Here is a 25,085-nt window from a genome sequence, read left to right as displayed (position 1 = left end):
CTATGTCGATCGCGCGATCACAATGCCATATCGCTGGCTGAAAGCAGCCAGCATCCCTAGTACCGGGAAAATCCATCCGATCCGCCATGCTAGCAAATCGTGGCCCATTCCGAAAATGGCGGTCGCAGTCAATCCCGCCAGTATCGACCGGCAGGCTGTATCGTTGAACATGATATCGACTTGGGCAAGGCGGTACAGGCGCAGCCACGCGATCGACAACATGGTGAAAATCAACGCCGCCGTCGCCCAGCCATTTTCGGTGATGATTTCGGCATAGGAGTTGTGCGCGCCGATCGGGTCACCATCGACGCTGCTGATACCCGTATAGAGCGGGGTCATGCCTGGTCCGATGCCCAAGGGATGATCGGCTGCAACGGCAAGGGCCGCCCGTGTGTACACGAAGCCGAAGCGTTCCTTTTCGGCGGAATCGTTCTGGACCAGGATCGTGCGGAAGCGTTCCGACACGTCCTCGACATTGTTCGACGAATTGAACACTCCCATCGAGACGACCATTACGCTGATGACCATCACGAAACTCGCCAAGACCATACGCATGCTGATCGATCGCCGCGCAACCAGGAAATAGACGATCAGCCCGGCCGCAGCGGCCGCCCATGCGGACCGCGATCCCGAGACCAGCAGGATGGTCAGCCCGCCAGCAAGCCCGACATATGATATCATAGTGTTGGTGGTCGAGATGTTCGCGCGGATTACGCGATCGAGGAAGAAATAGATTGAAAAGGCGGCGGTCAGTCCGGTCATGTTCGGATCGCCCGACGGCCCCTTAAACCTGCCATCGAGAAAGATGTCGAACACGATCGACAAAGGCCACAAACCGACGCTCCACAGGAGCAGCACGAGAGCGTTCAGCGCGATGAAGCCGCCGAACAGAGCCATACCGATCGGGAATCGGTCGTCCTTTTCCGTCACCCAATATACCGCAAGCGTGAAGAACATGCCCGACAATGCATAGAAGATGAACGACGGGGACCGCCATCCCGACAGGCAGGACAGGCCATAGAATGCGATGACCAGGAACATGGCGACACGCACCATGGGTGTGATCCGGTTGAACAGCAGCGTTCCCGGAGACAGGAACAAAACGAGCATGCTGACGCCCGTGAAAATGGCATCGGCAGGATCGCTGCCGACAAAGTTTAGGCTGAGCAAAGCGCAGCCAAGCATGACAATGGCCTGGAGTGTACGTTGCATCGCCTATGCGTCCAGATCCGAAAGCAGTTTCGCCAGCGATGCGCGCGCTATCGCTGGCGACAGGCTGCGCTCGCGATAGGCGCAGGCTTCCTGACTGAAACGACAATACGACGCATCACTGTCGCAAATGTCGAGGACGGCCAATGCCATCCGGTCGGACGTCGTGACGATACCGCCGCCAAATTCCGGCATACATCCCACATTCGTTGAAACGAAGGGAACTCCCTTGGCCAGTGCGTCGACGGCGACGATCGGCTGCACGTCTTTTGATGGCGACGTGATGAGCAATACATCGCTGGCTGCCATGGTGGCTTCGAGTTCGGAACGCTTGCGACCAATGATGAAATGCAGCCGGTGGCGTATCCCTGCCTGATCGGCAATGGCCTTCACCAGCGACAGATGCGAGGTCTCGCGTGGAAAGGCAAGGGTAAGATGGAAACGCTCGGGCAATGCCGCGAGAACGCGAACCGCTGTCTCGGGCGATTTATGCGGCTTCATTTCGCCAACATGGATCAGGTTCACCCGTTCCGCCGACAGGGCATGGCCCATCGTCGGCGCATAAGTCGAACTGTTGGGACAGACATAGAGAGGGACCTGGTGCCGGCGAAAGCGTCGTACATCTTGAAAGCGGAACCGATCTTCCCATGACGACAGGACGATGGCGGCGGAGAGCTGCCGCATGATCGCCCGGCTGCGCGTGGATTCTTCCCAGCGATACGCCATCGCCCTCGCAAAATGGGACGGACGCCGCTGTTCCAGAAAGAGGTCCGCCGACCCATGGCTCGACAATATGACATGGCGGGCATGTTGCTTGAACCGCGGCAACAAAACCGCCCCGGTTGTGAACCACCCTTCGGCGATTACGATATCGGGCTGCTCCTCGGCATTGAAGCGCAGCAATTCATCGATGTCGCCGTCCAGCCTGCTCCACGGCAGGCCGCTGCCCGATACGTCAAAATGGCGAACCGCATAATCGATCACTTCACTGATCCCGTCCGTTTCAGCACGGGGAGCAATGACGGTGACATCCGCGCCCAGTTCCCGCAGCAGCGTCGCATGGACGTGGGCGGCATAGGTCATGCCGACCAGCGACGGAAAGAACGAAGGCGTATGAATATGGACCTTCACGGCCTGTCACCTGGTCCGGCGGGAAGGAACATGCCGCGTCCTATGCCGCGACGTGACGCCGAACCGAGGCGATCACCCGTTCGGCGTCGTTGTCGGTCATGGCGGTATAAAGCGGCAAGCTGACCAAGCTCGCGAACGCTTCGTCGGCACGGGGGAAATTGCTGGCCTGCAGGTCGTAGCGGTCGCGCCAGAACGGTTGCCGGTGCAGCGGGATATAGTGGACGCTGGTTCCGATGCCGTCGTCCATCAATCCGGCGATAAAGCGATCACGCCATTCCGGCCGGACGGCACCGTCACGATGACGGACCGCATAAATATGCCAAGCATGGGCGTCGCCATCGGCGGCATAGGCGGGAAGGACGAGCGGCAGGTCGGAGAATGCTTTCCGGTAGCGATCGGCCAATTCGTTGCGCCGCGCCGCAAAGGCATCGATCCGCCCGAGCTGCACGCGTCCCATCGCGGCCGCGATGTCGGTCATGTTGTATTTGAAGCCCGGTGCCACGACTTGATAGTGCCAAGCCGGTGTCCGCGACTGGAACCGGCCGAACGCATCGCGGTCGATACCATGCAGGCGCATGATCCGCATCCGTTTCGCGAGCTCGTCATCCCGGGTGGCGATCATCCCGCCTTCCCCTGTCGTCATCGTCTTGTTGGCATAGAAACTGAAGACGGTGACATCCGACTGCAACGTGCCAACAAGCCGCCCGCGATAGCGCGTGGGAAAGGCATGGGCGGCGTCTTCGATGACCTTCAGCCCGTGCGACCGGGCGATGGCATGGATCGCATCCATGTCGCAAGCTAGACCGCCATAATGCACCACGACGATCGCCTTGGTCCGCGGCGTGACGGCGCATTCGACCGCTTGGGGGCAGATGTTCAGCGTCGCCGTATCGCAGTCGACCATGACCGGATCTGCACCGAGGTACCGGACCACTTCCGCCGTGGCGGTAAAGGTCATGGTCGGGACGATCACCTCGTCGCCGGAACCGATCCCGATCGCCTCCAGCGCCAGATGCAGTCCGGCAGTTGCCGAATTGACCGCAAGCATATGGCCACTGCCAAGATATTGACCGAATTCTCGTTCGAATGCAGCGGTTTCAGGACCCGTCGTCACCCAACCGCTTGCGATCGCATTGGCGACGGCATCGATCTCCGCCTGTCCAGTGTCGGGGCGGGAATAAGGAAGGAAGGGGGGGGCGCTATCTTGCATAAGGCTGTTCCTGCGAAGGCTCGGCGGGATGGATCGGACGCGTCTTGAAGCGATCACGGCCAGTGGTCTTCACCGTGGCCGGAGAGGATTTGCGCCACGTGTGGTCCTCGGTCCCCTGCGAATACATGATTGTCGCGCCATAGCGCCGATAATCCGCCGACCATGAAGTTGCAAGTTGCCGGTAGGGAACTCCTGGCCTGGAACGGTTGGCGTTCGCCGGTGCGGAGCGGACATCTATTTATCGGGAGCGGTACAAAGGCATCGCTCCCGATAAGCTGCGGGCGGAACCACGGTCTTGCGCGGGTTGGTATCAGCAGTCCTTCTAATTCGCCCCGATCGTCTGCAGCGCTGCGATTGCCTCGTCTATCGGGAAATGATGATTGCCGATGAACAGGCCATGGGCATCGATATGGTCGGCATTCTTGAGATCGCCGAAGATGCTGTGGCCGAAATAGCGAACGACTTCCTTGCGTGCGAAATTGCCGCTCACGATCGGGCGATATTCGAAACCAAGCGTCTCGAGCCGGTGCATCAGCGTGGTGCGAGTCATCGTACTGCCGGGACGGATGACCAGGCTGAAGCCGAACCAGCTGCTCTTGCCGATTTCCTGTTGGATTAATAGATCGGGATGGTCCGAAAGCCCCTTTTGCAGCAGCGTGCCGTTGCGGCGACGCTCCTCGATCAGACGGGGCAGCTTGGCGATCTGTTCGATCCCGATTGCGCCCGACATCTCAAGCGGGCGCAGATTGTAGCCGGGCAGGACGAAGCGGAACGACTCTTCGAACGCATCGTCACCCTTGCGACCGACGACCTGGTTCTCTGCTGGCAACTGCCGCGTCCAGCCATGCGCGCGCAGCGACAGCATCAGGTGGTAGAGTTCCTCGTCATTAGTAGTGACGAGCCCGCCTTCCATCGTCGAGATGTGATGCGAAAAGAAGCAGCTTTGGCTGCCCATGATGCCAAACGATCCGGTCTTGCGACCATCAAACTCGGCACCCATCGATTCACAATTGTCCTCAAGGATGACCAGATTATGCCGGTCGGCCAATGCCTGGATCGCCGCGAAGTCGTTGGGATTGCCCAGCAAGTTCACGCAGAAGATCGCACGGGTCCGTGAGGTGATCGCCGCCTCCAGCGCAGCGAGATCAAAATTGAGCGTTGCAAGGTCGATGTCGACGAAGCGCAGATGCAGCCCATATTGTTCGAGCGGGCTGTACGTCGTGCTCCACGAAACCGCGGGCACGATCACCTCGTCGCCCTTGTCGAGGCGTAGCGCCGGGTTCTTCGTATAGCGTAAAGCTGCGATCATCAGCAGGTTGGCCGACGATCCCGAATTGCACATTACCGAATAGCGGGTACCGGAATAGGCCGCGAATGCTTCCTCGCAGGCCTTTACCTTGTGCCCCATCGAAAATTGGCCGGAGGCGATGACGTCCTGCATCGCCTGATATTCTGCTTCGTCCCACGATGTTGTGGCGAGCGGGAACCGCTTGGTCATGATGCTTGTGCCTGCTGCTGATAGAATTGGATAGTGGCTGCGATGCCGTCCTGCAGCGAGGTTGGGGCGGTCCATCCCCATCCGCGTTGCAACGATACGTCGCTCAATTTGCGCTGCATACCAACCGGCCGGGTAAGGTCGAACCGAAAACGACCGGTCCATCCCAGCGCCTGCGCCACGGCTTCGTAATATGCGCGGATCGTATGATCGTCGCCCAGCCCGATGTTCATTAGTTGCGGCAGGGCCGCGGGCGCTTCCGCCGCGCGCCATACCGCATCGGCTAGATCGGCCGCGTACATGAATTCACGGCGGGCGGTGCCGTCGCCCCAAATTTCGACCTCGTCTTCGCCACACGCGACGGCTTGGCTGACTTTGGCAATGATGGCGGGGACCAGATGCGATGCTTTGGGATCGAATTTATCGTGCCGGCCGTATAGGTTGCACGGAATGATTGTGCGATAGGCAAGGTCGGCATCCGCGCGCGCAATATAGTCGCACAGACGGGTCGATACAATTTTGGCGAGAGCGTAGCCCTCGTTGGTCGGCTCCAACTCGCCGGTCATTATGTCACTCTCGCGTAGCGCATGATTGCGACCGCGCGGATACATGCACGAACTGGCGAGGTTGATGAGTGCCGGCACGCCCATCTCAAACGCGCCCATGATGACGTTGCGGCCCATGTCGAGGTTGTTGACCAAGAAGCCAACGGGATCTGCCATGTTGGCCTGGATACCGCCGACTTGGCCGGCGGCGTGGATCACCAAGTCGGGACGTTGTGTGCGGACGAAGTCCAGCACTGCCTGTCGATCAGACAGATCAAGCTCGGCACGACCGGGTGCGATGATATCCCAATCGGCCGCGCGTGAATGCTCACGCAGGTTGCGGCCAACCATGCCGTTGCCGCCGGTGATCCAGACCCGGCGACGCTTCGCCGGGACCGTGCCTGCCGTCATGCCCCCTTGCCGATCGGTGCGTCGCGCATGATGTGCATGTCCGCCTCGACCATCTCGCGCGCCAGATCGCGGGGGCTGGTCTTGTGCGTCCAGCCAAGCATTTCGCGGGCCTTGGTCGGATCGCCGATCAGTAGTTCGACCTCTGTCGGACGGAAATAGCGCGGATCGATCGCGACCAACAGGCGCCCGGTTTCCTGGCAATAGCCCTTTTCGTCGACGCCTTGCCCTTCCCAGCGCAGGTTGATGCCGGCATCGGCGAACGCCCATTCGACGAAGGTGCGGACGCGCGTAGTTTCACCGGTCGCCAGCACGAAATCGTCTGGTGTGTCGGCCTGTACGATACGCCACATGCCCTCGACATATTCACGGGCGTGGCCCCAGTCACGCTGGGCATCGAGATTGCCGAGATACAACATCTTCTGGCGACCCAGCGCGATTGCGGCGGCTGCGCGGGTGATCTTGCGCGTCACAAATGTCTCGCCGCGCAGCGGGCTTTCGTGGTTGAACAGGATGCCGTTACTGGCGTGCATTCCATATGCTTCGCGATAGTTGACCGTGATCCAGTAGGCATAAAGCTTGGCCGCGGCATAAGGGCTGCGCGGGTAGAAGGGCGTGGTCTCGCGTTGCGGTACTTCTTGCACTTTGCCATATAGTTCGGACGTCGATGCCTGATAGAAGCGGGTCTTTTCCTCCATCTTCAGCAGGCGGATTGCCTCCAGCAAGCGAAGCGTGCCGATGGCATCGGCGTTGGCCGTATATTCCGGCGTTTCGAAGCTGACCTGGACGTGGCTCTGCGCGGCAAGGTTGTAGATCTCGTCAGGCTGGGTTTCCTGAACGAGCCGGATCAGAGCCGTTGAGTCCGTCATGTCGCCATAATGGAGGTGGAAGGTTGGGTTCGGTGCATGAGGATCTTCGTAAATGTCCTCGATGCGGCCGGTATTGAACGACGACGAACGGCGCTTGAGGCCATGGACCGTGTAGCCCTTGTCCAGCAGGAGCTGTGCCAGATAGGCACCGTCCTGACCGGTGACACCGGTGATGAGTGCCGTTTTACCCGTGGCCATATCGTCCTCTTTCATGAAATTGTCTGGCAAGCCCGCGCATGGGCATAATGATTTGCGACTATCGAACGACGTTCCATGGGTCCAGCGGACAATATCGCCGATCCTTGGAGTAGCTCGATAAGGCCCGGCGGAACCCCGTCAATATCCCAGAATTTGAAAGAAGCGTCCGCGCAGTTCGCGCAGTTCGGGGGTTTTGAAGTCGCAGTCCATGCCCGACAACACCGATGCCCAGAACAGAAGCGTGCTGTCGTTGCCGTCGACTGTGCGGAACGACGCCAGCGTCCGCAATACGTCTTCGGCGGACATGTCGCCGGTCGGGAGGATGCGGGCATTGGCCGCGTCGAGCGCGGCGCGCACACCCGGCGTGGAAAGCCGTGCCTCTTCGTTTGTGACGATATAGGCACCAGTCCTAACCCGGGCGAGGCGCTCGTCAAGGTGTTCCGCGATGGCAGCTTCTGTCTTGAAGAAATCACCCATACGTAGGTGGACGCCGTGATCGTGCGTCGGCATGTCAGAAATGCCGAGTTCTCTGCGCAGTCGCAACAGTTCGTGGCGGATCGGTTCGTCCGGAAAGGAGGCGTAATCCGCTACCTTCTGAAAATATCCGTCCAGATACACAGTCCCCAGCAGCTTGATGGCATCGCGACGCACCTTGAAGCGGGTCACAATCTTGGGCAGTCGCAGTTCTGACAGAATCTTCGCAATGCCGTGCGGTGCCGGGTGACGCGACAATTCGCTGCTTCGGTCGAAGGCATGGGGATAACGAAGGTCGTGCGTCTCCAAGAGGGCTGCACCGGATCGCACTGCAAACAAACGCGCATACAGTAGCTGAAATATTTGATTGCCCAGCCCGCCATGCGTGCGAACGACAACGCGCATCTGCATAATTCCGTTGTAGAAGGGACCAACGCGGCCGATTTGCCGGGTTGCTACAGGTAAACCTCGGCGCGCGTCAATCGTAGCGGACGGCGATGATGTCAGGGCATGAACTTCACCCTGTTGCGGTCGGCGGGGTCGTACCACAGTCGACTTGCGCCTTGCGGTGGAGGGCTGTTCGGCAGGTTGCGCAACTGCACACCCCCCTGATCGAACATCGCCATATCCGACAGTTTCACCTTGCCATTCCCGGGTGGGGCGTAGCGCAGGACCAGTTGCCCTGAGATCGTGAGCAACAGCGCAAATCCAGGATTTTGGGGATTGTCCAATATGCCCTCATACGGGCCAGTCATGCGCAGATTGCTAGAAAACACCATGCTGCTGCCGGCGAACTGAATGCCCACGCGATGTTTTTCGCGCCAGCCCATGTTCTGATATGCAATCCCCGCTGAGCCGCCATTGCCGGTATGTAGCGTCTCCGCTTGCGAATTGACCGCCGCCAAGTCGATGCGCCATCCGGCGCCGACCGGACCCTGTACGAACGGGCCGTTGGCCGCATAGGCCAGAGGCGACAGCCGCAGGTTGTTACAGGTCCCCCGTGTCCGCAGGAAAGTGGCGGGGCCCTCGACATCGCCACCGATCATCGACAGGGCATCGACGTTGACGAGGTCGAGAAAAGCACCCTCGCTGCCCTGCAGAACCACGTTACTCAACAGTATGCCGACCGCTGCATGCAAATGGAGGTTTGCGGCATCGAGGGTATCGAAATGAATCGTGGTCGCAGTGCTGCTGTCATGACCAACCACAAAGCAGCGCCGGGTGACAACCTGCGTATAGTGGTTGACATAGGCACCACCCCAATTCCCGTTGCGCCCTGCTTCGCCGAGCGTATGGCTATCAATGACGAGCCCGATGGCCGTAGCGTGCTGGCGAGCCTTGTCGATGTCGATGCGTTCGAGCTGCACATACCATCCGCCATATTGGAAGATGCCGACGGCATGGGGGATATGCGCCATGTCAAGGGTAAAGTCCGATAACCGGCAATGGCTGGCCTGATGCAGAAGGATCGCACACTCCCCCCCGCCGACGATCTGCAGGACGGGCGGTTGGGTATAGCTCGCACCGGCGGCAACGGAGCGCACGTCGATAACCTTTCCCTGGCCGACCGTCGCGATCACCGCCGCTCCATCATGGGTCGGGCTATCGGAGACCTCTATCAACGGCGTCGATGCGAGGTCTGCCCCGGGCGAGACAAGGCGAACGCCACGAACCTTGCCTCCATTTAGCAGCGCGTTCAGCACCGGTAGGGTCGGCGCGCGTGCCGGGGCGGACATGCGCAGGATCGTCGCCCCGGGTCCGGCCCCTGCAATCGACGAACCGTTGTTGTGCAATTCGAACAAGGGCCCATTGTCGGGGCCGATGACCTGGGCATGGCCGATCTTGAACGAAACCGGCTTCGCACCGTCGCGGATCGTGTGTCCCAGACGATAGATGCGGGGGCCCGGCAAGTAGATTGCCCCGCCGCTGGCAGGCAGGGCGTCGACTGCCGCCTGGATCGCGGGGGCATCGTCGCCCCGGCCATCGCCTGCGGCCGAAAACGGCGCAGCGGTCACGTCGATCGTGTCGCCTTCCAACGGAGCGCTGCTCCTGTCGTTCGTCGTGCGCGCGGTGGCATCCGATCCGGTAAGCATCAGGGTCAGCAACGAACCGCCCATGGCAGCTGCATCCCGGCGGGTGAGTGAGGTCGGCATACACCGGACCTAAGCGGTTGATGGCCGGTCAACAAGACAGGCGGGGATTGTCGCGGGTTCCGTTCCCCTGATCTATCGGGTAGGGCGGCCAGGTTATGTCGCCCCTATCCCGCCCCGCCCGTTTCGTCCGACCCAGCTTTGCTTTTTTGGTTCTCTGCATTCTGCTTGGGCTGGCTTGGTTGACGGGGGGCGCATCGCGTGCCGATGCGCTTGGCCAGATCATCATGCGGACGGGAGCCTGGCTTGCCCTGATAGGACTGGGCCTGTTCGGGCCGCGTCCCATCCTGCGTCAAGCTGGACCCGTCATGTGGCTTCTCATGGGATCGCTGGGCCTCGTCCTGTTACAGCTGGTGCCGCTGCCACTCGATCTGTGGCAAGGCCTTTCAGGTCGTGACGCGCTTCAGGGCACAACGCAGCTTGCCGGCCAAGTGCCGGAATGGCGTCCGTTGTCCATCGTGCCGGGAGCGACTTTGAATGCGGCGGCATCTCTGGTTGTACCGGTAGCGATATTGATCGCTACGCTCGGCATTGCCGAGCGTGAGCGGACATGGCTCCCGGCGATCCTCCTAAGCCTCGTCCTGCTCTGCGCGTTGATCGGGCTGCTTCAGTTTTCCGGCGCGGGCTTCAACAACCCGTTCGTGAACGATGCGCCGGGACAAGTGAGCGGCACTTTCGCCAACCGCAACCATTTCGCGTTGTTCATGGCGATCGGTTGCGTTCTGGCACCGGTATGGGCGTTCCAGGAAGGGCGGCGTCCGCAACGGCGGGCACCGGTGGCCGTAGGGCTCGTATTGCTGTTCGTCCTGACCATCCTAGCCAGTGGATCACGCGCGGGCATCATCGTTGGCATCTTGGGCGCGGTAACGGGAATACTAGTCGTCGGCGCTTCATTGCTCCGCGAACTACGTCGCTATCCGCGCTGGGTCGTGTTGCTGCTGTTGCTTGCTGTCGCGGGCGTGATCGTCGGCTTCGTCGCGCTTAGCGTCTCTGCCGATCGAGCGGAATCTATCAATCGCGTCGTAATGGACGAAGGTGATGAGGATATGCGGATGCGCGCGCTTCCGATCCTTTTTGCTCTTGAAAAGCTGTATTGGCCGGTCGGCACGGGCTTTGGCAGCTTCGATCCCGTCTTTCGCATGGCGGAACCAGGCAGCTTGTTGAAGCCCACCTATTTCAATCATGCGCATAACGATTTCCTTGAGATCATGCTTGACGGCGGACTGGCTGGTGCCTTGCTGCTAGCCGGCGCAATAGGATGGTGGGGATGGGCTAGCTTCCGAGCCTGGCTCGTTGGTGCGGGACTGGCCAGGGCGCGGGCCGGATCGGCGATCCTGTTGCTAATTCTGGTGGCGAGCCTGTTCGATTATCCTGCGCGGACGCCGATGATGATGACCGTCATAATGCTTGCCGCATTGTGGCTGAACGAAGGCAGCAAACTATCATCTCGCTTGGCTTTACCCTTCAGGGGCCAGCAACTATAGGCTTCGCCTTCTTCTCAATCCATCGTGGATTTCCCAAGCGCATGCGCAAGTTTTGTATCGCCGTATTGATGGCTAGCGCCCTTGCAGGATGCACGCGCCACGAACCCATCCAAAGTTCGCCTCATTTGACTGTCGTCGAAGGTAGTTCGATCCTGCCGGCGCCGGATCGAGGCGATCTGACAGCTGCAGACCGTCCTGCGCTCATCGGCCCGCTCGATACGATTCAAGTGGATGTGTTCAACGTCCCCGATCTCAACCGGGAAATGCAAGTCGATGCCAGCGGGCGGATCGCGATGCCGCTCGCCGGGACGATCGATGCCCGTGGCCGTACCGCAGAGGAACTGGCCAAGCTGATCGAAGCGGCACTCCGCACGCGATACGTCCGCAACCCCGAGGTGACCGTCAATATCAAAAGTTCGGTCAGCCAAGTCGTGACAATCGATGGTCAAGTCGTGGAACCTGGACTGTATCCGGTGACAAACCAGATGACGTTGATGCGGGTCATCGCGTCTGCGAAGGGGCTGTCGGAGTTCGCGCGACAGGACGATGTTGTCATCCTGCGCACCGTAGGTAACCAGCGCATGGCCGGCCTATATAACGTCGCCGCAATCCGGCGTGGCGCTTATGACGACCCACCCGTCTTTGCAAACGACGTCATCGTCGTCGGAGATTCGCCGCAGCGTCGCCTGTTCCGTGATTTCGTATCGCTTTCACCGCTACTAGCCGCTCCGTTGATCGCGGTTCTGCAATAAGGCCCTGCACGACATGAACCTGATCGCTTCCAGTCCGCAGGGCGGCATCGCGCCCGTCCCGGTTGCGGTGGCCGGCAATGATGCCCCTACCATTCGCCAGTATCTGCGCATGGCAATTCGCTGGCGCTATGTCATCCTTGGCGCTGTCGCTATTTGTGTGCTGCTCGGCCTGATCGCTACTCTGCTGATGACGCCGCAATATACGGCGTCGGCAACGATCGAGATTTCGCGCGAATCCAGCCAGGTCACAAATTTCCAAGGCGTGGAACGCGAAACGAGCGTCTCCGATCAGGAATTCTACCAGACGCAATATGGGCTGCTGCAGTCGCGTTCCCTGTCTGAACGCGTAGCGACCCAGCTTCGGATCGTCGACGATCCGAAATTTTACGAACGATTTGGTGTTGCTCGTAGCGAACCAGCATTCCAGCTAGTCAACGGACGATATCCGGCGGCAGGGCTCACGACCCGTCAGAGGATCGCCGGTGAAATACTGCGCCAACATCTGGATGTAGCACCGACCCGTCTCTCGCGACTTGTCGATATTCGTTTTACCAGCCCCGATCCGGAATTTTCGGCCAAGGTAGTGAATACATGGTCGGATGCCTTCATCCAGACCAATCTCGAGCGTAAGGTGCAGGCCACCTCCTATGGCCGCAACCTGCTCCAGCGTCAGCTGGCACAGCAAAAAGAGCGGCTTGACGAAAGTCAGCGCCAGCTGGTCGCTTATGCGTCGCAGGAACGCATCATAAATCTGCCGGCGCAGCAGAATGGCGACGGATCAACCGCAGAGCGTTCGATCGTTGCCGATGATCTGGCATCGCTCAATGCCGCCCTGAGCCAGGCGACCGCGGAACGGATTGCCGCCGAAGCTCGCTTCCGCGAAGGAAGCCGGGCAGGCGCATCTTCGGAAGCGCTACGCAATCAGGCGATCAATTCGCTGCGTCAGCGTCGCGCCGAATATGCCGCCGAATATCAGAAGCTGATGACCCAGTTCGAACCAGGCTATCCGGCGGCCCTGGCGCTGAAGTCCCAGATCGATCAACTAGATCGCAGCATTGCGAATGAAGAACGTCGCGTGTCGGGATCGATCGAAACCGAATATCGCGGTGCGGTCGAACGGGAACGGGCACTCAAGGTACGTGTCGAACAACTCAAGGGCAGCTATCTCGATCTGCGTCGCCGTTCGATCCAGTATAATATCTTTCAGCAGGAGGTGGATACCAATCGCGCCCTGTATGAAGGGTTGCTCCAGCGCTTCAAGGAGATCGGCGTAGCCGGAGGCGTCGGCGTCAATAATATTTCGGTGGTCGATCAGGCGGACGTGCCACAGAAACCCTCCAGCCCACGTCTGCTCATCAACCTCGCGATCGCGCTACTAGTTGGACTCGGTATTGGCGCGGCGTTGGCCTTTGCGCTCGAACAGATGGACGAGGCAATTGCCGATCCGGCAGAGGTCCAGCGACGGCTCGGCCTGCCGCTCTTGGGGTCGGTGCCGAAGGTCGACGGCGTCACGCCCAAGGAAGCGCTGCTCGATCGCAAGTCCGATCTGGTCGATGCCTATCTGGCGATCCAGACCAACCTCGCCTTCACCACTGAGCATGGCGTGCCGCGCTCGCTGTCTGTCACCTCGACCCGCCCGGCCGAAGGCAAGTCGACGACTGCGCTGGCGCTGGCGACCATGCTGGCGCGCAGCGGCAAGCGGGTGATCCTGGTCGATGGTGATATGCGTTCGCCTTCCGTCCATCATCTGGGCGGTGTGAACCACGACCATGGGCTGAGTAATTTCCTTGCTGGCCAAGATGATATCGCGCCGCTGACTTTCGACATGAGCGATCTAGGCTTCACTGCTATGTCGGCCGGGCCGATCCCCCCCAACGCCGCCGAACTGCTGACCGGCAGCCGGTTGTCGCTGCTGATCGAACGGCTGCACGAGCATTTCGACCATGTCGTGATCGACAGCCCGCCGGTGATGGGGCTGGCCGACGCGCCGTTGATCGCGAGCCGGGTCGAGGGCGTGGTGTATGCCGTGGAATCGCACGGCATTCGCTCGACGCTGGTCAAGACCGCGCTGGCGCGGCTTGCCTCGGCCAATGCGCATATCTTCGGCGGGGTGCTGACCAAGTTCGAGGCGCGCAAGGCGCATTACGGCTATGGCTATGAATATGGCTATGGTTATGGTCGCGACAAAGCCGCCGAGGCCAAGGGCTGATGGCCAAACGTCGCGTCACCCGTCCCCGGCAGTCGGCGACCGAATGGGGGGTGCGCGGCGCGCTGGCGATCGCGGCCGCGGGGCTGGGTACCCTCTCGGTCACCCATTCGCTGGCCTATATGATACGCGGCAGCGCGCCGGCGCGGGCGCATGCGCTGGCGCCCTGGGACGGGCGGATCACGGCGTTGCTGTCCGAGCAATTGTCCGGCCCGGACGCGACGCCCGCTGATCGCAAACGTGCCGACGACCTGGCACGGCTTGCGCTGCGCCAGGACCCGACGGCGGTGCCGGCGGTCGCAACGCTGGGGATCAACGCGCAGGTGCGGGGTGATACGGCGGCGGCGCGGCGCATCTTCGCTCATTCGGAAAAGCTGTCGCGGCGTGACCTGCGGACCCGGTTATGGGCGATCGAGGATGCGGTCGGCCGCGGTGATATTCCGGGGGCGCTGCGTAACTATGACATCGCACTGCGTACGTCGCGGGTCGCGCCGGACCTGCTATTCCCGGTACTGGCATCGGCGATCAGCGATACCGATATCCGTCAGGCACTCTTTGCGACGCTGCTACAGCGGCCGGCATGGAGCGACCAGTTTCTGGCTTTTGTCGCCAGCACCGGTCCCGATGCACGCGCGACCGCCAGTCTGTTCGAAGCGCTGCAACGCCGCCGCATCGCGCTGCCGGCCGGAGCAGCGCCGGCACTGGTCGGGCGGCTGTTGGCCGAGAACCATGTCGACGACGCTTGGCGCTTCTATGCCGCATTGACCCCCGGTGCCGACCGGCGGGTCGCGCGCGATCCCGGCTTTACCGCCAATCTGACGTCACCGACGCCGTTCGACTGGACTCCGGTCACCGATAGCGGCGTGTCGGCGACGCTGCAGCGGGGCGAGCAGGGGGGCATCTTCGATTTCGCGGTGCCGTCCAACCTTGGCGGTCCGATCCTGCGCCAGACGCAGCTGCTGCCGCCGGGCAATTACGCGATTGAGGGGCGCAGCATCGGAGTCGAACAGGCCGACAATGCCCTGCCCTATTGGACGCTTACGTGCCCCGACGGGCGCGAGCTGGGCCGGGTGGTCGTGCCCAATTCAGCACAGGCGAACGGCCGCTTTGCCGGGCGCTTTACGGTGCCGGCAGGCTGTCTGGTGCAGCAGTTGGTGTTGGTCGCGCGGCCGTCGGAGCAATTGTCGGGCCTGACCGGTCAGATCGACGACATCCGGCTGCGGCCGGCGGCAAGCTGAACCAACCTATGCGACGGGGGGCTGATCAGGCTATGAGCGATGTGATGCGGATCGCCTCCCTCCTGCTGGCCCTGTGCCTCTCTGCGCCGACCATGGCGCAGGATCGCTATCCGGACGACACGCAGGATCAGGCCGCGCCGGTCCAGCAGCCGCTCCCCGAAACCCGCCAAGGCGAAACCGCGCGGTCGGCTGCCGGGCAGGCCGGACAGCGCCAGACGCGCGAGGAAGTGGCTGCCGAGGCCGGGATCGAGCCGATGGGGCGGATCAACGGGCGGGTCCAGAACCGGGTCCAGTCGCGTATCCGCAACCGCATCGACCGCTATTACGATCCGCAGGCCAATGCGACCTCGCCGTTCGCGGTCGCGGGCGATCAGGCGCGTACCGCCGGACGTCCGCGCCGGTGATAGCGGCGGGCGGGCGGGGGCACCGTCCGGCCATTTCCTACTCGAAAGCACGAATGGTCGCAGGCCGCTGCGACATGCGCCTGCGAGTAGGCCGCATTCTGCATCCCATCTTCGTGCTTTCGAGTATCAAAGCCCCATGACCCGCAAGCCCCCTGCCCCCCGCACGCCTGCCAAGCCCCCGGCTCGTCCGCAGGGCGATCTGTTTCGGCTCGACAGCCCGCTGACCGCCGAGATCCGCGGCGAACGGTCGTTGATGGCGTTTCCGTTCTTCGCGCTCGCCAAGAATGCGTGGATGAAGCCGCTGACCTATCAGGCGAACGCCATCTCGATCGAAGTACGGCCCTCGGCCAGCGGCGTCGCCACCATCTATGACAAGGAAATCGTGTTGTATGTCGCCAGCTTGATGCTGGCGAAGATCGAGATCGGCGAAACGGTGACGCAGGATTTCATCTTTACCGCGCATGATCTGTTCACGGTGACCGGCGCCAATCATTCGGCGCGGTCGTACGGTCGACTGTCGGAGGCGCTCGAACGACTGCAGGGTACCCAGATCAAGACCAACATCGAAGCCGGGGGTGAGGGCGAGGAAGGCTTCTTCTCGTGGCTGTCCGAAGCCAAGCTGCATTATTCGCGCACGCGCGGCGGCGAGCGGCGGCTGAAGGCGGTCAAGGTGCGCTTATGCGACTGGCTGTTCCGCGCGATCCTGCTCGACCGGCATGTGCTTGACTATGCCGCCGCCTATTTCCAACTCGGGCCGATCGAGCGGCGCATCTATGAGGTGGCGCGCTCGAGCGGCGAGGAGCGGTTGGAAACCGACCTCGCGACCTTCCGCCTGCAGATCGGCTATCAGAACCCGCTCGCAAATTTTCGCAATTCTTTGAAGCAGATAGCGGCAGCGGACAGCATTCCCGACTATCGCTTGGAGCTGATCGAGCAGGAAGCGCCCGAGGATGAGGCGCCGCGGCGTGGCCGGCGCGCGACCCCGGTACAGGTGGTGCTGACCCGGCGGCCGCGCGCGCTCGGCAGCGACGAAGCGGGTGATTCGGGTGCGCCCGAATCGGCGGACGCGCCCGCCGCCTAATTCCTATTCGAAAGCACGAATCGGACCGGGTATTTTCTACCCGAAAGCACGAACGTACCGGCATATTGCTATCCGAAAGCACGAATCGTTCGCGGCAATTTGCGCCGAAACGAGCGTAATTCCCGCTTTCCTACCCGAAAGCACGAACCGGGAACGCTTCCGATGTTGGATTTGATCTGCAAAGGTCGCGGAAACCGGCAGCGGGGCCGGGAGACAAGGGAATTGGCCGTGACAACATAAAGGAAAGCCCGGCACGAAGGCCGGGCGTCCCAGGGTTTTGGAGCGACGTCGCCAAACGTCGAACCGGTCTTAGCAGGCCCTCCAAATACTCCTGATCGATTGTCGGTTCAAGGACGCGCGTTTCGCGCCACGCCCCTTTTTTGCATGTTTGTCGCGGCCCCGGACAAAGGGGACGATGATGGCGCTTATCCTGGCGCAGGCGATCGCGCGCATGGCCAATTCGGGCCATGGCACACGACCACGCAGTGGCGGCGTGCACCGCACCGGTGCGCTCGTGCGGCGCGGCAGCGTTGAGGCGGGGACGGTCGAGGAGAGCTTCTTCGCGGTGCCGGCCAAGGGCGAGACCGACCGGCTGCTGCGCACGGCGCGCGCCGCGCTCGATGCCGGGCGCGCCCGACGCCGTGCGGCACGCGCCGAGGGCCGCGCGCTGACCGCGGCTGAGGCGGCGCTGTGCGGCCTGACCGCGGGCGCGGTGCGGGTGTTCGAGGAGATCTGCACCCTCGCCCGGCTGAATGGCGGGCGGGTATTCCCGACCTATGACCATCTGGCCAAGGCGACCGCGCTTGGCCGGGCGACGGTCGCACGGGCACTGGCGGCGCTGGAGGCGGCCGGGTTCCTCGTTCGCCAGCGGCGCTTCTGTCGCAACCACGGCGCGGGGCCGCGCTATCGCCAGACGTCGAACCTCTATCGTGCGCTGCTGCCCGGCGCGTTGCTGCGCTTCCTGCCGCGCCGCTTTCACCCTGCGCCACTGCCCAACGATATGGCGGCGCATCGGGCGCAGGCGGCGGCGGAGCTTGCGGCGATGCGCGCGACGCTGAGTTGCCGGGAACTGGCCGAGGTGACGTTGGGCGGCGCGCTTGGCCGGGTGCTCGCTTCGCTCGGTGCGGCGATCGATCGTGCCGCGTGCGAGTCTCATTCCGATCCGCAACCGCTCTCAGAATCATTTAATCAGACGACGAATGTCGTCGGCCTTGCCGGTCGACGGCGTCCGGCCTGACGGCCAACGTTGCCGTAAGGTCCAAGACCCAATGCACCGCAACCATAACAAACAAGGACAGAACGCACCGGCTGACGCCGGCGCGATGCTCTCCGACGAGAGCAGGGAGCCGTGGGTGGCCGAATATTACATAATATTGCCCGGAACCAGCGAATTTGCGTGGGATTGCGTGATCGTATAACGCGTTCAACAGGAAGATTTTCCGGCGCGGTCCGAACCGAATACGGCGTTCCCGCGCGCTTATCTTCCAACGGATCCGTTCGATGCAATCACCCTCCGAACCGGCGCCACGCCGGCCCCGCTGGCGCAAGACCAAGATCGCGCTCGGTATTCTCGTAGTGCTGCTGCTCGCAGCGATCGCCTTTCTGTTCCGGCCGATGGCCTCCTCCGCCGGCCCCGCGGCGCAAGACGACCGCCCGCTCGACATGGTCGTGATTGGCGGCGGGGTAATGAGCGTGACGCTCGCCACCTATCTGCAGGAGCTAGAGCCGAACTGGCGGGTGGCGATGTTCGAACGGCTCGGCAATGTCGCCGAGGAAAGCTCGAACGGGTGGAATAACGCGGGCACCGGCCATTCGGGCTTTGCCGAGCTGAACTATACCCCCGAAAACCCCGATGGCAGCATCGACACGATCAAGGCGGTGGCGATCGCCGAACAGTTCGAGATCGCGCGCCAATTCTGGGCGCATAAGGTGAAAACCGGGCGTCTGGGCGCGCCGAAAGGCTTTATCAACCCGACCCCGCATATGAGCTTCGTATGGGGCGACGCCAATATCGACTATCTGCGCAAGCGGCAGGCGGCTTTGGTCCGGAACCCGCTCTTCTACGGCATGGAATATACCCAGGACCCGGCGAAGATCCGCGCCTAGGCGCCGCTGGTGATGGAGGGCCGCGACCCCAACCAGAAGGTCGCCGCGACCTACATGCCGATCGGCACCGACGTGAACTGGGGCGTCATCACCCGCCAACCGGCCGCAGCGCTGACCAAGAACCCCAATTTCGACCTCGAACTTCGCCACGAGGTTCGCGGCCTCAACCGCGGCACCGACGGTATCTGGAACGTGACGGTGCGCGATCTGGCGACGGGCAAGGACCGCACCGTCCGCGCGCGCTTCGTGTTCATCGGCGCGGGCGGCGCGTCGCTGAAGCTGCTCCAGATGTCGGGCATTCCGGAGGCGAAGGATTATGGCGGCTTCCCCGTCGGCGGCCAGATCCTCGCCTTTGAAGCGCCGGCGATCACCGCGCGCCACGACGTCAAGGTCTATGGCAAGGCCGAGGCCGGATCGCCGCCGATGTCGGTGCCGCATCTCGACGCGCGCAAGCTCGATGGGAAATCGGTGATCCTGTTCGGCCCGTTCGCGCTGCAAAGCACCAAGTTCCTGAAGAACGGATCGTGGCGCGACCTGTTCAACAGCGTCTATAAGGACAATGTCGGGCCGATGATGGCGGTCGGCGCCGAAAATGCCGAGCTGGTCGAATATCTGGTCAAAGAGGCGATGCGACCGACAAGGATCGCCAGGCCGAGCTGGTCAAATATTTCCCGAACGCCAAACAGGGCGACTGGAAGCTGATTACCGCCGGACAGCGGGTGCAGGTCATCAAGCGCGATCCGAAAAAGGGTCCGGTGCTGCAATTCGGGACCGAGATCGGGACCGACAAACAGGGGACGATCGCCGCGCTGCTCGGTGCGTCGCCCGGGGCCTCGACCTCGCCCGCGATCATGCTGGAGGTGTTGAAAAAGGCGTTCCCGCAGCGGCTTGCTAGCATCTGGACGCCGAAGATCGAAGCGATGATCCTGTCCTATGGCCGCACGCTCAACGACGATCCGGCCTTCACCAACCAGATACGGCGGATGACCAGCGCGGCGCTGAGCCTGCCCTTCGTCGATGTGCCGGCAGGTGTCCGCGCGGGTGCCGCCGCCGCCCCGGCGCCGGTCGCGACCCCGCCCGTACGCAGCCTGAACCGCGAGCAGCAGGCGATGTAAGGGCGTGGGACGCGGACTATGGCGGCATAAGGCGAAACCGTTCGTCCTGAGTAACCATTGAGCTTCTCGAAATGGCGTATCGAAGGACCGCCAAGGGTACTTCGATACGGGTCTTCGACAAGCTCAGCCCCTACTCAGCACGAACGGTTCTACCCGGCCGTATCGATCTCTGGTCAGCCTGCGCTGGGGCGACGGTTTGCCCCATCAATGCGGCACGACGCCCAGCTCGACCCCGGTCTTGTCGTGCAACGCGAAGCGGTCGACCAGGTCGGCGCTCGCCCGGTTATAGCCGGTCACCGCCACCTCAGCCCCGTTCTGGCGCAGCCGGGCGACGACCTTGTCGAGCGCGTCGACCCCCGAAATGTCCCAGAAATGCGCCGCGGTGACATCGATCGTCACCGGCACCGCCCCCTCCACCGCAAAGGCGCGGCGAAAGCGATCGACCGAGGCGAAGAAGATCTGGCCGGTCACGCGGTAGGTAACGCCGCCATCGTCGACGACCCGCGCGACCGCGAACATCCGCTGCACTTTCCCGGCGAAGAACACCCCCGACAGCAGCACCCCGGCCAGCACGCCCAGCGACAGATCGCGGGTCGCGACGACGACCGCGACCGTCACCAGCATCACGATCGATGAGGTCGGCGGATGGCGCCTGAGATTGGCGAGCGAGTTCCAGCTGAACGTGCCGATCGACACCATGATCATCACCGCGACCAGCGCCGGCATTGGCACCCGCCCGACCCACGGCCCCAGAACCGCGAGCAGGAACAACAGGAACGCTCCGGCGACGAAGGTCGACAGCCGCCCGCGCCCCCCTGAGGTCACGTTGATGACCGACTGCCCGATCATCGCGCAGCCGCCCATCCCGCCGAACAGCGCGGCGACGATATTGGCGCCGCCCTGACCCGCGCATTCCTGCCGCTTATCGCTGTCGCTATCGGTCATGTCGTCGACGATCTGCGCGGTCAGCAGCGATTCCAGCAGGCCGACGGCGGCCATGGTCAGCGCAGTGGGCAGGATGATCCGCAGCGTGTCGAGCGTCAGTGGCACCTGCGGCCATGCGAAGCTCGGCAAGCCTTCAGGCAGCTTGCCCATGTCGCCGACGGTGTTGACCGGCAGGTTCAGCGCGATGCTGACGACGCTCAGCACCAGAATGGCGACCAACGGCGACGGCACCGCCCGCGTGACCCGCGGCAACAGGTAGATGATGGCAAGCCCGCCAACGATCAGCGCATGGCTGTGCCACGTCACGCCCGTCAGCTGCGGCAACTGCGCCAGGAAGATCAGGATGGCGAGCGCGTTGACGAAGCCGGTGATGACCGACCGCGACACGAACTGCATCACCCGGTCGAGCCGGAGCAATCCCGCGACGATCTGGATCAACCCCATCAGGATGGTGGCGGCGAACAGATACTCGACGCCATGGTCGCGGACCAGCGGCCCGACCAGCACCGCGACCGCCGCGGTCGCCGCCGAGATCATCCCCGGCCGCCCGCCGATAGCAGCGATGGTAATCGCGATCGCGACCGAGGCATAGAGGCCGATGCGCGGGTCGACCCCGGCGATGATCGAAAAGCCGATCGCCTCGGGGATCAGCGCCAGCGCGACGACGATGCCGGCCAATATGTCGCGGCGGATCTGCGCCGCTCCGCCAAACCATTGGCGGGGATAGGAGGTAAAATCGAAGGTCATGGAAAATCCACATCAAGCCACATGGCGCCGGCAGCGGCGCGACGATTTCAGGTCATGTGCGATGTTGTCCGGCGGATCGGCGGCCGGAATAGCCACCCGGAATTGCACCGGGTCCTTGCGAATGGTGCGATCATAGCGGGAGCAAGGTTCGACAGGCAAGAGGTGAAGCTCAGCTCCACCTCCAACCGGCAATGCCGGTAGAGACGACCATGCACTAATTAATAACCCGGATTGCCGGGTGGGAGCTATCGGCTTGACCGGTGTGTGCGATCACGCTGGATCGTAGAGGCCAGCAAACTCACCCTCTGCATAGTAGCGGATTTTGCCGACAACGAGCGGGTGCTGCCCCTGCCTCAGCAGCAGAATGTCGTCGGCATTCATCCGCATGATCTCGTCGGGCGTCGCCAACCGGCGGGCGGCGACATGGCCGCTGGCGCTTTCCGATCGGGCGCCGTCGCTGAAGATGCCCGCCGGACGAGACGTGCCGAACGTCTCATATTCGATGGTGGTGTCGCCGATCGTACGCGACAGCATGTCGGCGGTGGCAAGATCGTTGACTCCGAAGGTCTGGATCACGCCGGCGTTGGACATGAAGGTACCGGCGCGCTCGCCATAGGTCGCCTTGAGTTGGTGCATGTCTTGAAGGATCGGCCAGAGCTGCATCCCGTAACCCGCCATCAGCCCCATCGCGCGCTCTACAGGGTCGAGGCGGCCGAGCGCGGCGAACTCGTCGAGCAGGAACAGAACCGGGCGTTCCGGCCGGGCAGGGGAGCGCGCCATATCCGTGACGGCTTGGCTGACCAGCAGTCGCAGCCAGCGGGCATAAGTATCGAGCCGGTCGGGCGGTAGGCACAGGAACACGGTGCCCGGTCGTTCCTTCAGGTCCGCAAACCGGAAATCGGACGCCGACGTGCTGTCCACGATGCGTGGGCTGTCGAGGAAATGGGTATGGCGCTGAGCAGACGACAGCACGCCCGCGGCTTCGCGATCTGACTTGCCGAGATGGCGGTTTGCAGCACGCGCGATCAGGCCGTGCGCACCGGTGCTGGCTTGCATGTCGGCGAGCAGCTCGGCGAAGCCGGCGGGATCGCGGGTGAGCTTGTCGCGCACCGTCGCCAGCGTGGCGAGGGCAGGGGGCTCGTGGATGACGGTGTGCAGGATGATGCCGGCGATGAGCGCCTTGGCTTCCTCGTTCCAGTGCGCCTCGCCTGATTGTCCCGGCGCATCGTGGACCAGTGCGTCGGCGATCGTCTGCGCATCTTCCGCGAGGTCCGGGCTGACAGCATCAAGCCACGCCAGCGGGTTGTAGCGGGCCGCTGGGCGCCCGGAGACGCCGAAGGGGTCCAGACACCACACATCGCCCTTCCTGGCCCGCGTGCGTGCCGTGACGCGGGCATTCTCGCCCTTGGGGTCGATGCAGATCACCGAACGGTCGAGCAACAGTAGGTTGGGGATGATCGTGCCGACACCCTTGCCCGATCGGGTGGGTGCCATCGTCAGCAGATGGGCCGCGCCGCCATAGTGAAGGAGCTTGTTGGTCCGACCCGACCGGCCGATGATGAGGTCGCCGTCACCTTCCATCTTCGCCAGGTCACGCCGATCGCCGAAGCGGGCCGAACCCATCAACGTATTGCCGCGGTCCTTGCCCCGACGATTGAACTTCCAGATCGCGAACAGGGTGAGGCCGGTCAGCAGGAATGGCACGTCGGTCGCAATTTCGCCGACGCCGAAAATTCCCTTGAGCCAGCTATTGGTTGCCACCAGCACGACGAAGGCAATGAGCAGTGCCCATAGCGGCCTGATCCGGCGGGGCGGCATTACCAGTCCGATCCTACGGGTGTGACCGCAAGGCTGCGATCGGCGTCGGGATGATCGTGCAACCGGAGGATGATCTGCGTCGCCAGGTGAGGTGGCACCGCTTCGTCACGCAGCATGTCGAACAGCGCGTCCTCAACGGGAGAAAACACCAGCCCCTCGATGACGTTGTTGTGGCGGGCATCCGCGTCCGCCTCGCGCCATTCTTGTTGTTCGGCCGGGGTGCCGCGGACGTAATCCAGCGCGCGGACCTCCGCCCTGACCGCTTCTACATCAAGCCCGCTCATCGCCCGTCTCCAATGCTTCCGCCTCCGCGTCGAACGCCCGCCTGCCGCGTCGCTTCCAGAGTGCAAGCGTGTCGCCCGCGGTGTCACCTTGAGCCCTTCCGACCAGCTCGAGCAGCGCGCCATAGATGGTCGCGCGATCGTCGTCGGCGAGGTCAACCAGTCCGGCCTTCTGGACGAGGCCACCCAGCTCGATCAGGTGGCGGGTGCGTTCGCGTCGTTGCACGACCCAGCCTCGCGTATCAGTCCGACGCCGCACCGCTTCCAGGCGCAGGATCAGCGCCCGGTTGCGACGCTCCGCTGTTGCCGTTGCTGTCAGTCTTTCGCGTACTTTTACGCCCGCGCCGCTGAAAGAAGGCGGCGCCACTCGCACGCCATCCCTCCTTCTCGTCCGTGTTCTGGGATTTGACGGCACTGAGCAGCACGCCGGCAAGCGTTTCCATATCGAGCGTATCCGCGCCGGTGGAGGTGACAAGTGCCCCGAGTTGTTCGACCCGGCGCGCCTTCAGAGATCGCGCCTTCTCCTCCAGCGCCTTCAGTTCCGCGTCATAGTCTCGCACCTTGCGCATGGTGCCTCCATTCTCTCGCGTCATGATCGTACCAGCCTAACAAACCAATCATGCAGGACAACCCAATTCAGGGGATAGCATCAGGTCAATCAGGAGATGCGTAGCAGATCGTGAGTGCGCGCTTATACGTCGTTGCCGACGTGCGCTAAGAAAGGCAGAATGGCAGCTGCAATGGCGATCTACCATTTCAGCGCCAAGGTTATCAGCCGAGCTAACGGCTCCAGCGCGGTCGCGTCCGCTGCGTATCGCTCCGCATCCGAGCTGCATGACGAGCGACTTGGACGTAACCACGACTTCTCGAACAAGGCGGGTGTCATTCACTCCGAAGTGCTGTTGCCAGAAGGCACACCGGAGCGATTGTCCGACCGTACGACGCTGTGGAACGAGGTAGAGGCGGGAGAGAAGCGCAAGGACGCGCAGCTTGCCCGTGAGGTGGAGTTTTCGATTCCGCGCGAACTAAATGAAAAGCAGGGCATCGCGCTCGCACGCGACTTCGTGAAAGAGCAGTTTGTGAAGCGCGGGATGGTCGCGGACCTCAACGTGCATTGGGACAAGGCGAAGGACGGAAGCCCGAAGCCGCATGCGCATGTCATGCTGTCGATGCGCGACGTCGGACCAGACGGGTTCGGACAGAAGAAACGCGACTGGAA

At 62.5% G+C, this 25,085-nt stretch carries 21 protein-coding genes, 1 pseudogene and 1 other annotated feature; of the genes and pseudogenes, 9 read left to right on the top strand and 13 right to left on the bottom strand.

Annotated elements, in window-relative coordinates:
* The 8 genes from AAIO73_RS17930 to AAIO73_RS17895 form a co-directional block, all read right to left on the bottom strand.
* Positions 1-1,110 carry an O-antigen ligase family protein gene (locus tag AAIO73_RS17930; protein ID WP_345879884.1) on the bottom strand — a complete coding sequence of 370 codons (1,110 nt, stop codon included), beginning with the start codon at positions 1,108-1,110 and terminating at the stop codon, positions 1-3.
* A gap of 105 nt (positions 1,111-1,215) precedes the next feature.
* On the bottom strand, positions 1,216-2,340 hold the full coding sequence (locus AAIO73_RS17925; protein ID WP_345879882.1) for a glycosyltransferase family 4 protein: 1,125 nt from the start codon (positions 2,338-2,340) through the stop codon (positions 1,216-1,218).
* A gap of 40 nt (positions 2,341-2,380) precedes the next feature.
* Positions 2,381-3,550, bottom strand: a complete 1,170-nt coding sequence (locus tag AAIO73_RS17920; RefSeq protein WP_345879881.1) for a DegT/DnrJ/EryC1/StrS family aminotransferase — start codon at positions 3,548-3,550, stop codon at positions 2,381-2,383.
* Between the two features lie 322 nt (positions 3,551-3,872).
* Positions 3,873-5,048, bottom strand: coding sequence for a DegT/DnrJ/EryC1/StrS family aminotransferase (locus AAIO73_RS17915; protein ID WP_345879880.1), 1,176 nt, complete (start codon positions 5,046-5,048; stop codon positions 3,873-3,875).
* Positions 5,045-6,001 (bottom strand): GDP-L-fucose synthase family protein, encoded by a 957-nt coding sequence (locus AAIO73_RS17910; RefSeq protein ID WP_345879878.1) that lies wholly within the window; start codon positions 5,999-6,001, stop codon positions 5,045-5,047. The genes AAIO73_RS17915 and AAIO73_RS17910 overlap by 4 nt, the downstream gene beginning before the upstream one ends.
* Positions 5,998-7,065: a GDP-mannose 4,6-dehydratase gene (gmd, locus tag AAIO73_RS17905; protein WP_345879876.1), complete on the bottom strand. Its 1,068-nt coding sequence runs from the start codon at positions 7,063-7,065 to the stop codon at positions 5,998-6,000. The genes AAIO73_RS17910 and gmd overlap by 4 nt, the downstream gene beginning before the upstream one ends.
* A 138-nt stretch (positions 7,066-7,203) precedes the next feature.
* Positions 7,204-7,950: an O-fucosyltransferase family protein gene (locus tag AAIO73_RS17900; protein ID WP_345879874.1), complete on the bottom strand. Its 747-nt coding sequence runs from the start codon at positions 7,948-7,950 to the stop codon at positions 7,204-7,206.
* A gap of 92 nt (positions 7,951-8,042) precedes the next feature.
* Entirely contained in the window at positions 8,043-9,644 is a 1,602-nt protein-coding gene (locus tag AAIO73_RS17895; RefSeq protein ID WP_345879873.1) for a hypothetical protein, read from the bottom strand.
* A gap of 143 nt (positions 9,645-9,787) precedes the next feature.
* On the opposite strand from AAIO73_RS17895, the gene AAIO73_RS17890 reads away from it, so the two are divergent.
* The 8 genes and pseudogenes from AAIO73_RS17890 (at position 9,788) to mqo (ending at position 20,075) form a co-directional block, all read left to right on the top strand.
* Complete coding sequence (locus tag AAIO73_RS17890; protein WP_345879871.1) at positions 9,788-11,173, top strand: O-antigen ligase family protein; 1,386 nt, start codon at positions 9,788-9,790, stop codon at positions 11,171-11,173.
* Between the two features lie 41 nt (positions 11,174-11,214).
* A complete protein-coding gene (locus tag AAIO73_RS17885) occupies positions 11,215-11,925 on the top strand; it encodes a polysaccharide biosynthesis/export family protein (protein ID WP_345879869.1) in 711 nt (236 codons plus the stop codon).
* A gap of 13 nt (positions 11,926-11,938) precedes the next feature.
* Positions 11,939-14,134: a GumC family protein gene (locus AAIO73_RS17880; protein ID WP_345879867.1), complete on the top strand. Its 2,196-nt coding sequence runs from the start codon at positions 11,939-11,941 to the stop codon at positions 14,132-14,134.
* A complete protein-coding gene (locus AAIO73_RS17875; protein ID WP_345879865.1) occupies positions 14,134-15,369 on the top strand; it encodes a hypothetical protein in 1,236 nt (411 codons plus the stop codon). The genes AAIO73_RS17880 and AAIO73_RS17875 overlap by 1 nt, the downstream gene beginning before the upstream one ends.
* A gap of 44 nt (positions 15,370-15,413) precedes the next feature.
* A complete protein-coding gene (locus tag AAIO73_RS17870; protein WP_345879864.1) occupies positions 15,414-15,773 on the top strand; it encodes a hypothetical protein in 360 nt (119 codons plus the stop codon).
* Between the two features lie 136 nt (positions 15,774-15,909).
* On the top strand, positions 15,910-16,854 hold the full coding sequence (locus tag AAIO73_RS17865; protein WP_345879863.1) for a replication initiator protein A: 945 nt from the start codon (positions 15,910-15,912) through the stop codon (positions 16,852-16,854).
* Between the two features lie 415 nt (positions 16,855-17,269).
* On the top strand, positions 17,270-18,091 hold the full coding sequence (locus AAIO73_RS17860; protein ID WP_345879861.1) for a helix-turn-helix domain-containing protein: 822 nt from the start codon (positions 17,270-17,272) through the stop codon (positions 18,089-18,091).
* Between the two features lie 263 nt (positions 18,092-18,354).
* Positions 18,355-20,075, top strand: a pseudogene (gene mqo / locus AAIO73_RS17855) (malate dehydrogenase (quinone)).
* Positions 20,076-20,279: 204 nt separating this feature from the next.
* Here mqo and AAIO73_RS17850 read toward each other — a convergent pair.
* The 5 genes from AAIO73_RS17850 to traD (AAIO73_RS17830) all read right to left on the bottom strand — a co-directional run bounded on the left by AAIO73_RS17850 (position 20,280) and on the right by traD (AAIO73_RS17830) (position 24,435).
* Positions 20,280-21,767 (bottom strand): SulP family inorganic anion transporter, encoded by a 1,488-nt coding sequence (locus AAIO73_RS17850; RefSeq protein ID WP_345879860.1) that lies wholly within the window; start codon positions 21,765-21,767, stop codon positions 20,280-20,282.
* Between the two features lie 62 nt (positions 21,768-21,829).
* Positions 21,830-21,885: a sequence feature (sul1 is cis-regulatory element that is thought to sense ions involved in sulfur or methionine metabolism; They are found in Alphaproteobacteria), on the bottom strand.
* Between the two features lie 152 nt (positions 21,886-22,037).
* A complete protein-coding gene (locus AAIO73_RS17845) occupies positions 22,038-23,585 on the bottom strand; it encodes a type IV secretory system conjugative DNA transfer family protein (RefSeq protein ID WP_345879858.1) in 1,548 nt (515 codons plus the stop codon).
* On the bottom strand, positions 23,585-23,869 hold the full coding sequence (locus tag AAIO73_RS17840) for a hypothetical protein (protein ID WP_345879856.1): 285 nt from the start codon (positions 23,867-23,869) through the stop codon (positions 23,585-23,587). The genes AAIO73_RS17845 and AAIO73_RS17840 overlap by 1 nt, the downstream gene beginning before the upstream one ends.
* A complete protein-coding gene (gene traD / locus AAIO73_RS17835) occupies positions 23,856-24,092 on the bottom strand; it encodes a conjugal transfer protein TraD (RefSeq protein ID WP_345879854.1) in 237 nt (78 codons plus the stop codon). Before traD (AAIO73_RS17835) ends, AAIO73_RS17840 begins: the two co-directional genes overlap by 14 nt.
* A gap of 16 nt (positions 24,093-24,108) precedes the next feature.
* Positions 24,109-24,435, bottom strand: a complete 327-nt coding sequence (gene traD, locus AAIO73_RS17830; RefSeq protein ID WP_345879852.1) for a conjugal transfer protein TraD — start codon at positions 24,433-24,435, stop codon at positions 24,109-24,111.
* Between the two features lie 171 nt (positions 24,436-24,606).
* Between traD (AAIO73_RS17830) and mobQ the strand changes: the two genes are divergently transcribed.
* A partial coding sequence (mobQ, locus tag AAIO73_RS17825; protein WP_345879851.1) for a MobQ family relaxase occupies positions 24,607-25,085 on the top strand: 479 nt, incomplete at its 3' end.

This window comes from Sphingomonas epibiotica (assembly GCF_039615155.1).
Classification (GTDB): domain Bacteria; phylum Pseudomonadota; class Alphaproteobacteria; order Sphingomonadales; family Sphingomonadaceae; genus Sphingomonas.
Note: the sequence above shows the minus strand (reverse complement) of the source record. Positions and strands in the feature narration are given on the sequence as shown.

What these genes read in the sequence shown, in the direction of transcription:
- AAIO73_RS17930 (WP_345879884.1), bottom strand. Translation starts at nt 1,110, where the DNA reads ATGCTCGTTTTGTTCCTGTCTCCGGGAACGCTGCTGTTCAACCGGATC.
- AAIO73_RS17920 (WP_345879881.1), bottom strand. Translation starts at nt 3,550, where the DNA reads ATGCAAGATAGCGCCCCCCCCTTCCTTCCTTATTCCCGCCCCGACACT.
- AAIO73_RS17915 (WP_345879880.1), bottom strand. Translation starts at nt 5,048, where the DNA reads ATGACCAAGCGGTTCCCGCTCGCCACAACATCGTGGGACGAAGCAGAA.
- AAIO73_RS17910 (WP_345879878.1), bottom strand. Translation starts at nt 6,001, where the DNA reads ATGACGGCAGGCACGGTCCCGGCGAAGCGTCGCCGGGTCTGGATCACC.
- gmd (WP_345879876.1), bottom strand. Translation starts at nt 7,065, where the DNA reads ATGGCCACGGGTAAAACGGCACTCATCACCGGTGTCACCGGTCAGGAC.
- AAIO73_RS17900 (WP_345879874.1), bottom strand. Translation starts at nt 7,950, where the DNA reads ATGCAGATGCGCGTTGTCGTTCGCACGCATGGCGGGCTGGGCAATCAA.
- AAIO73_RS17890 (WP_345879871.1), top strand. Translation starts at nt 9,788, where the DNA reads ATGTCGCCCCTATCCCGCCCCGCCCGTTTCGTCCGACCCAGCTTTGCT.
- AAIO73_RS17885 (WP_345879869.1), top strand. Translation starts at nt 11,215, where the DNA reads ATGCGCAAGTTTTGTATCGCCGTATTGATGGCTAGCGCCCTTGCAGGA.
- AAIO73_RS17880 (WP_345879867.1), top strand. Translation starts at nt 11,939, where the DNA reads ATGAACCTGATCGCTTCCAGTCCGCAGGGCGGCATCGCGCCCGTCCCG.
- AAIO73_RS17875 (WP_345879865.1), top strand. Translation starts at nt 14,134, where the DNA reads ATGGCCAAACGTCGCGTCACCCGTCCCCGGCAGTCGGCGACCGAATGG.
- AAIO73_RS17870 (WP_345879864.1), top strand. Translation starts at nt 15,414, where the DNA reads ATGCGGATCGCCTCCCTCCTGCTGGCCCTGTGCCTCTCTGCGCCGACC.
- AAIO73_RS17865 (WP_345879863.1), top strand. Translation starts at nt 15,910, where the DNA reads ATGACCCGCAAGCCCCCTGCCCCCCGCACGCCTGCCAAGCCCCCGGCT.
- AAIO73_RS17860 (WP_345879861.1), top strand. Translation starts at nt 17,270, where the DNA reads ATGATGGCGCTTATCCTGGCGCAGGCGATCGCGCGCATGGCCAATTCG.
- AAIO73_RS17850 (WP_345879860.1), bottom strand. Translation starts at nt 21,767, where the DNA reads ATGACCTTCGATTTTACCTCCTATCCCCGCCAATGGTTTGGCGGAGCG.
- AAIO73_RS17845 (WP_345879858.1), bottom strand. Translation starts at nt 23,585, where the DNA reads ATGCCGCCCCGCCGGATCAGGCCGCTATGGGCACTGCTCATTGCCTTC.
- AAIO73_RS17840 (WP_345879856.1), bottom strand. Translation starts at nt 23,869, where the DNA reads ATGAGCGGGCTTGATGTAGAAGCGGTCAGGGCGGAGGTCCGCGCGCTG.
- traD (WP_345879852.1), bottom strand. Translation starts at nt 24,435, where the DNA reads ATGCGCAAGGTGCGAGACTATGACGCGGAACTGAAGGCGCTGGAGGAG.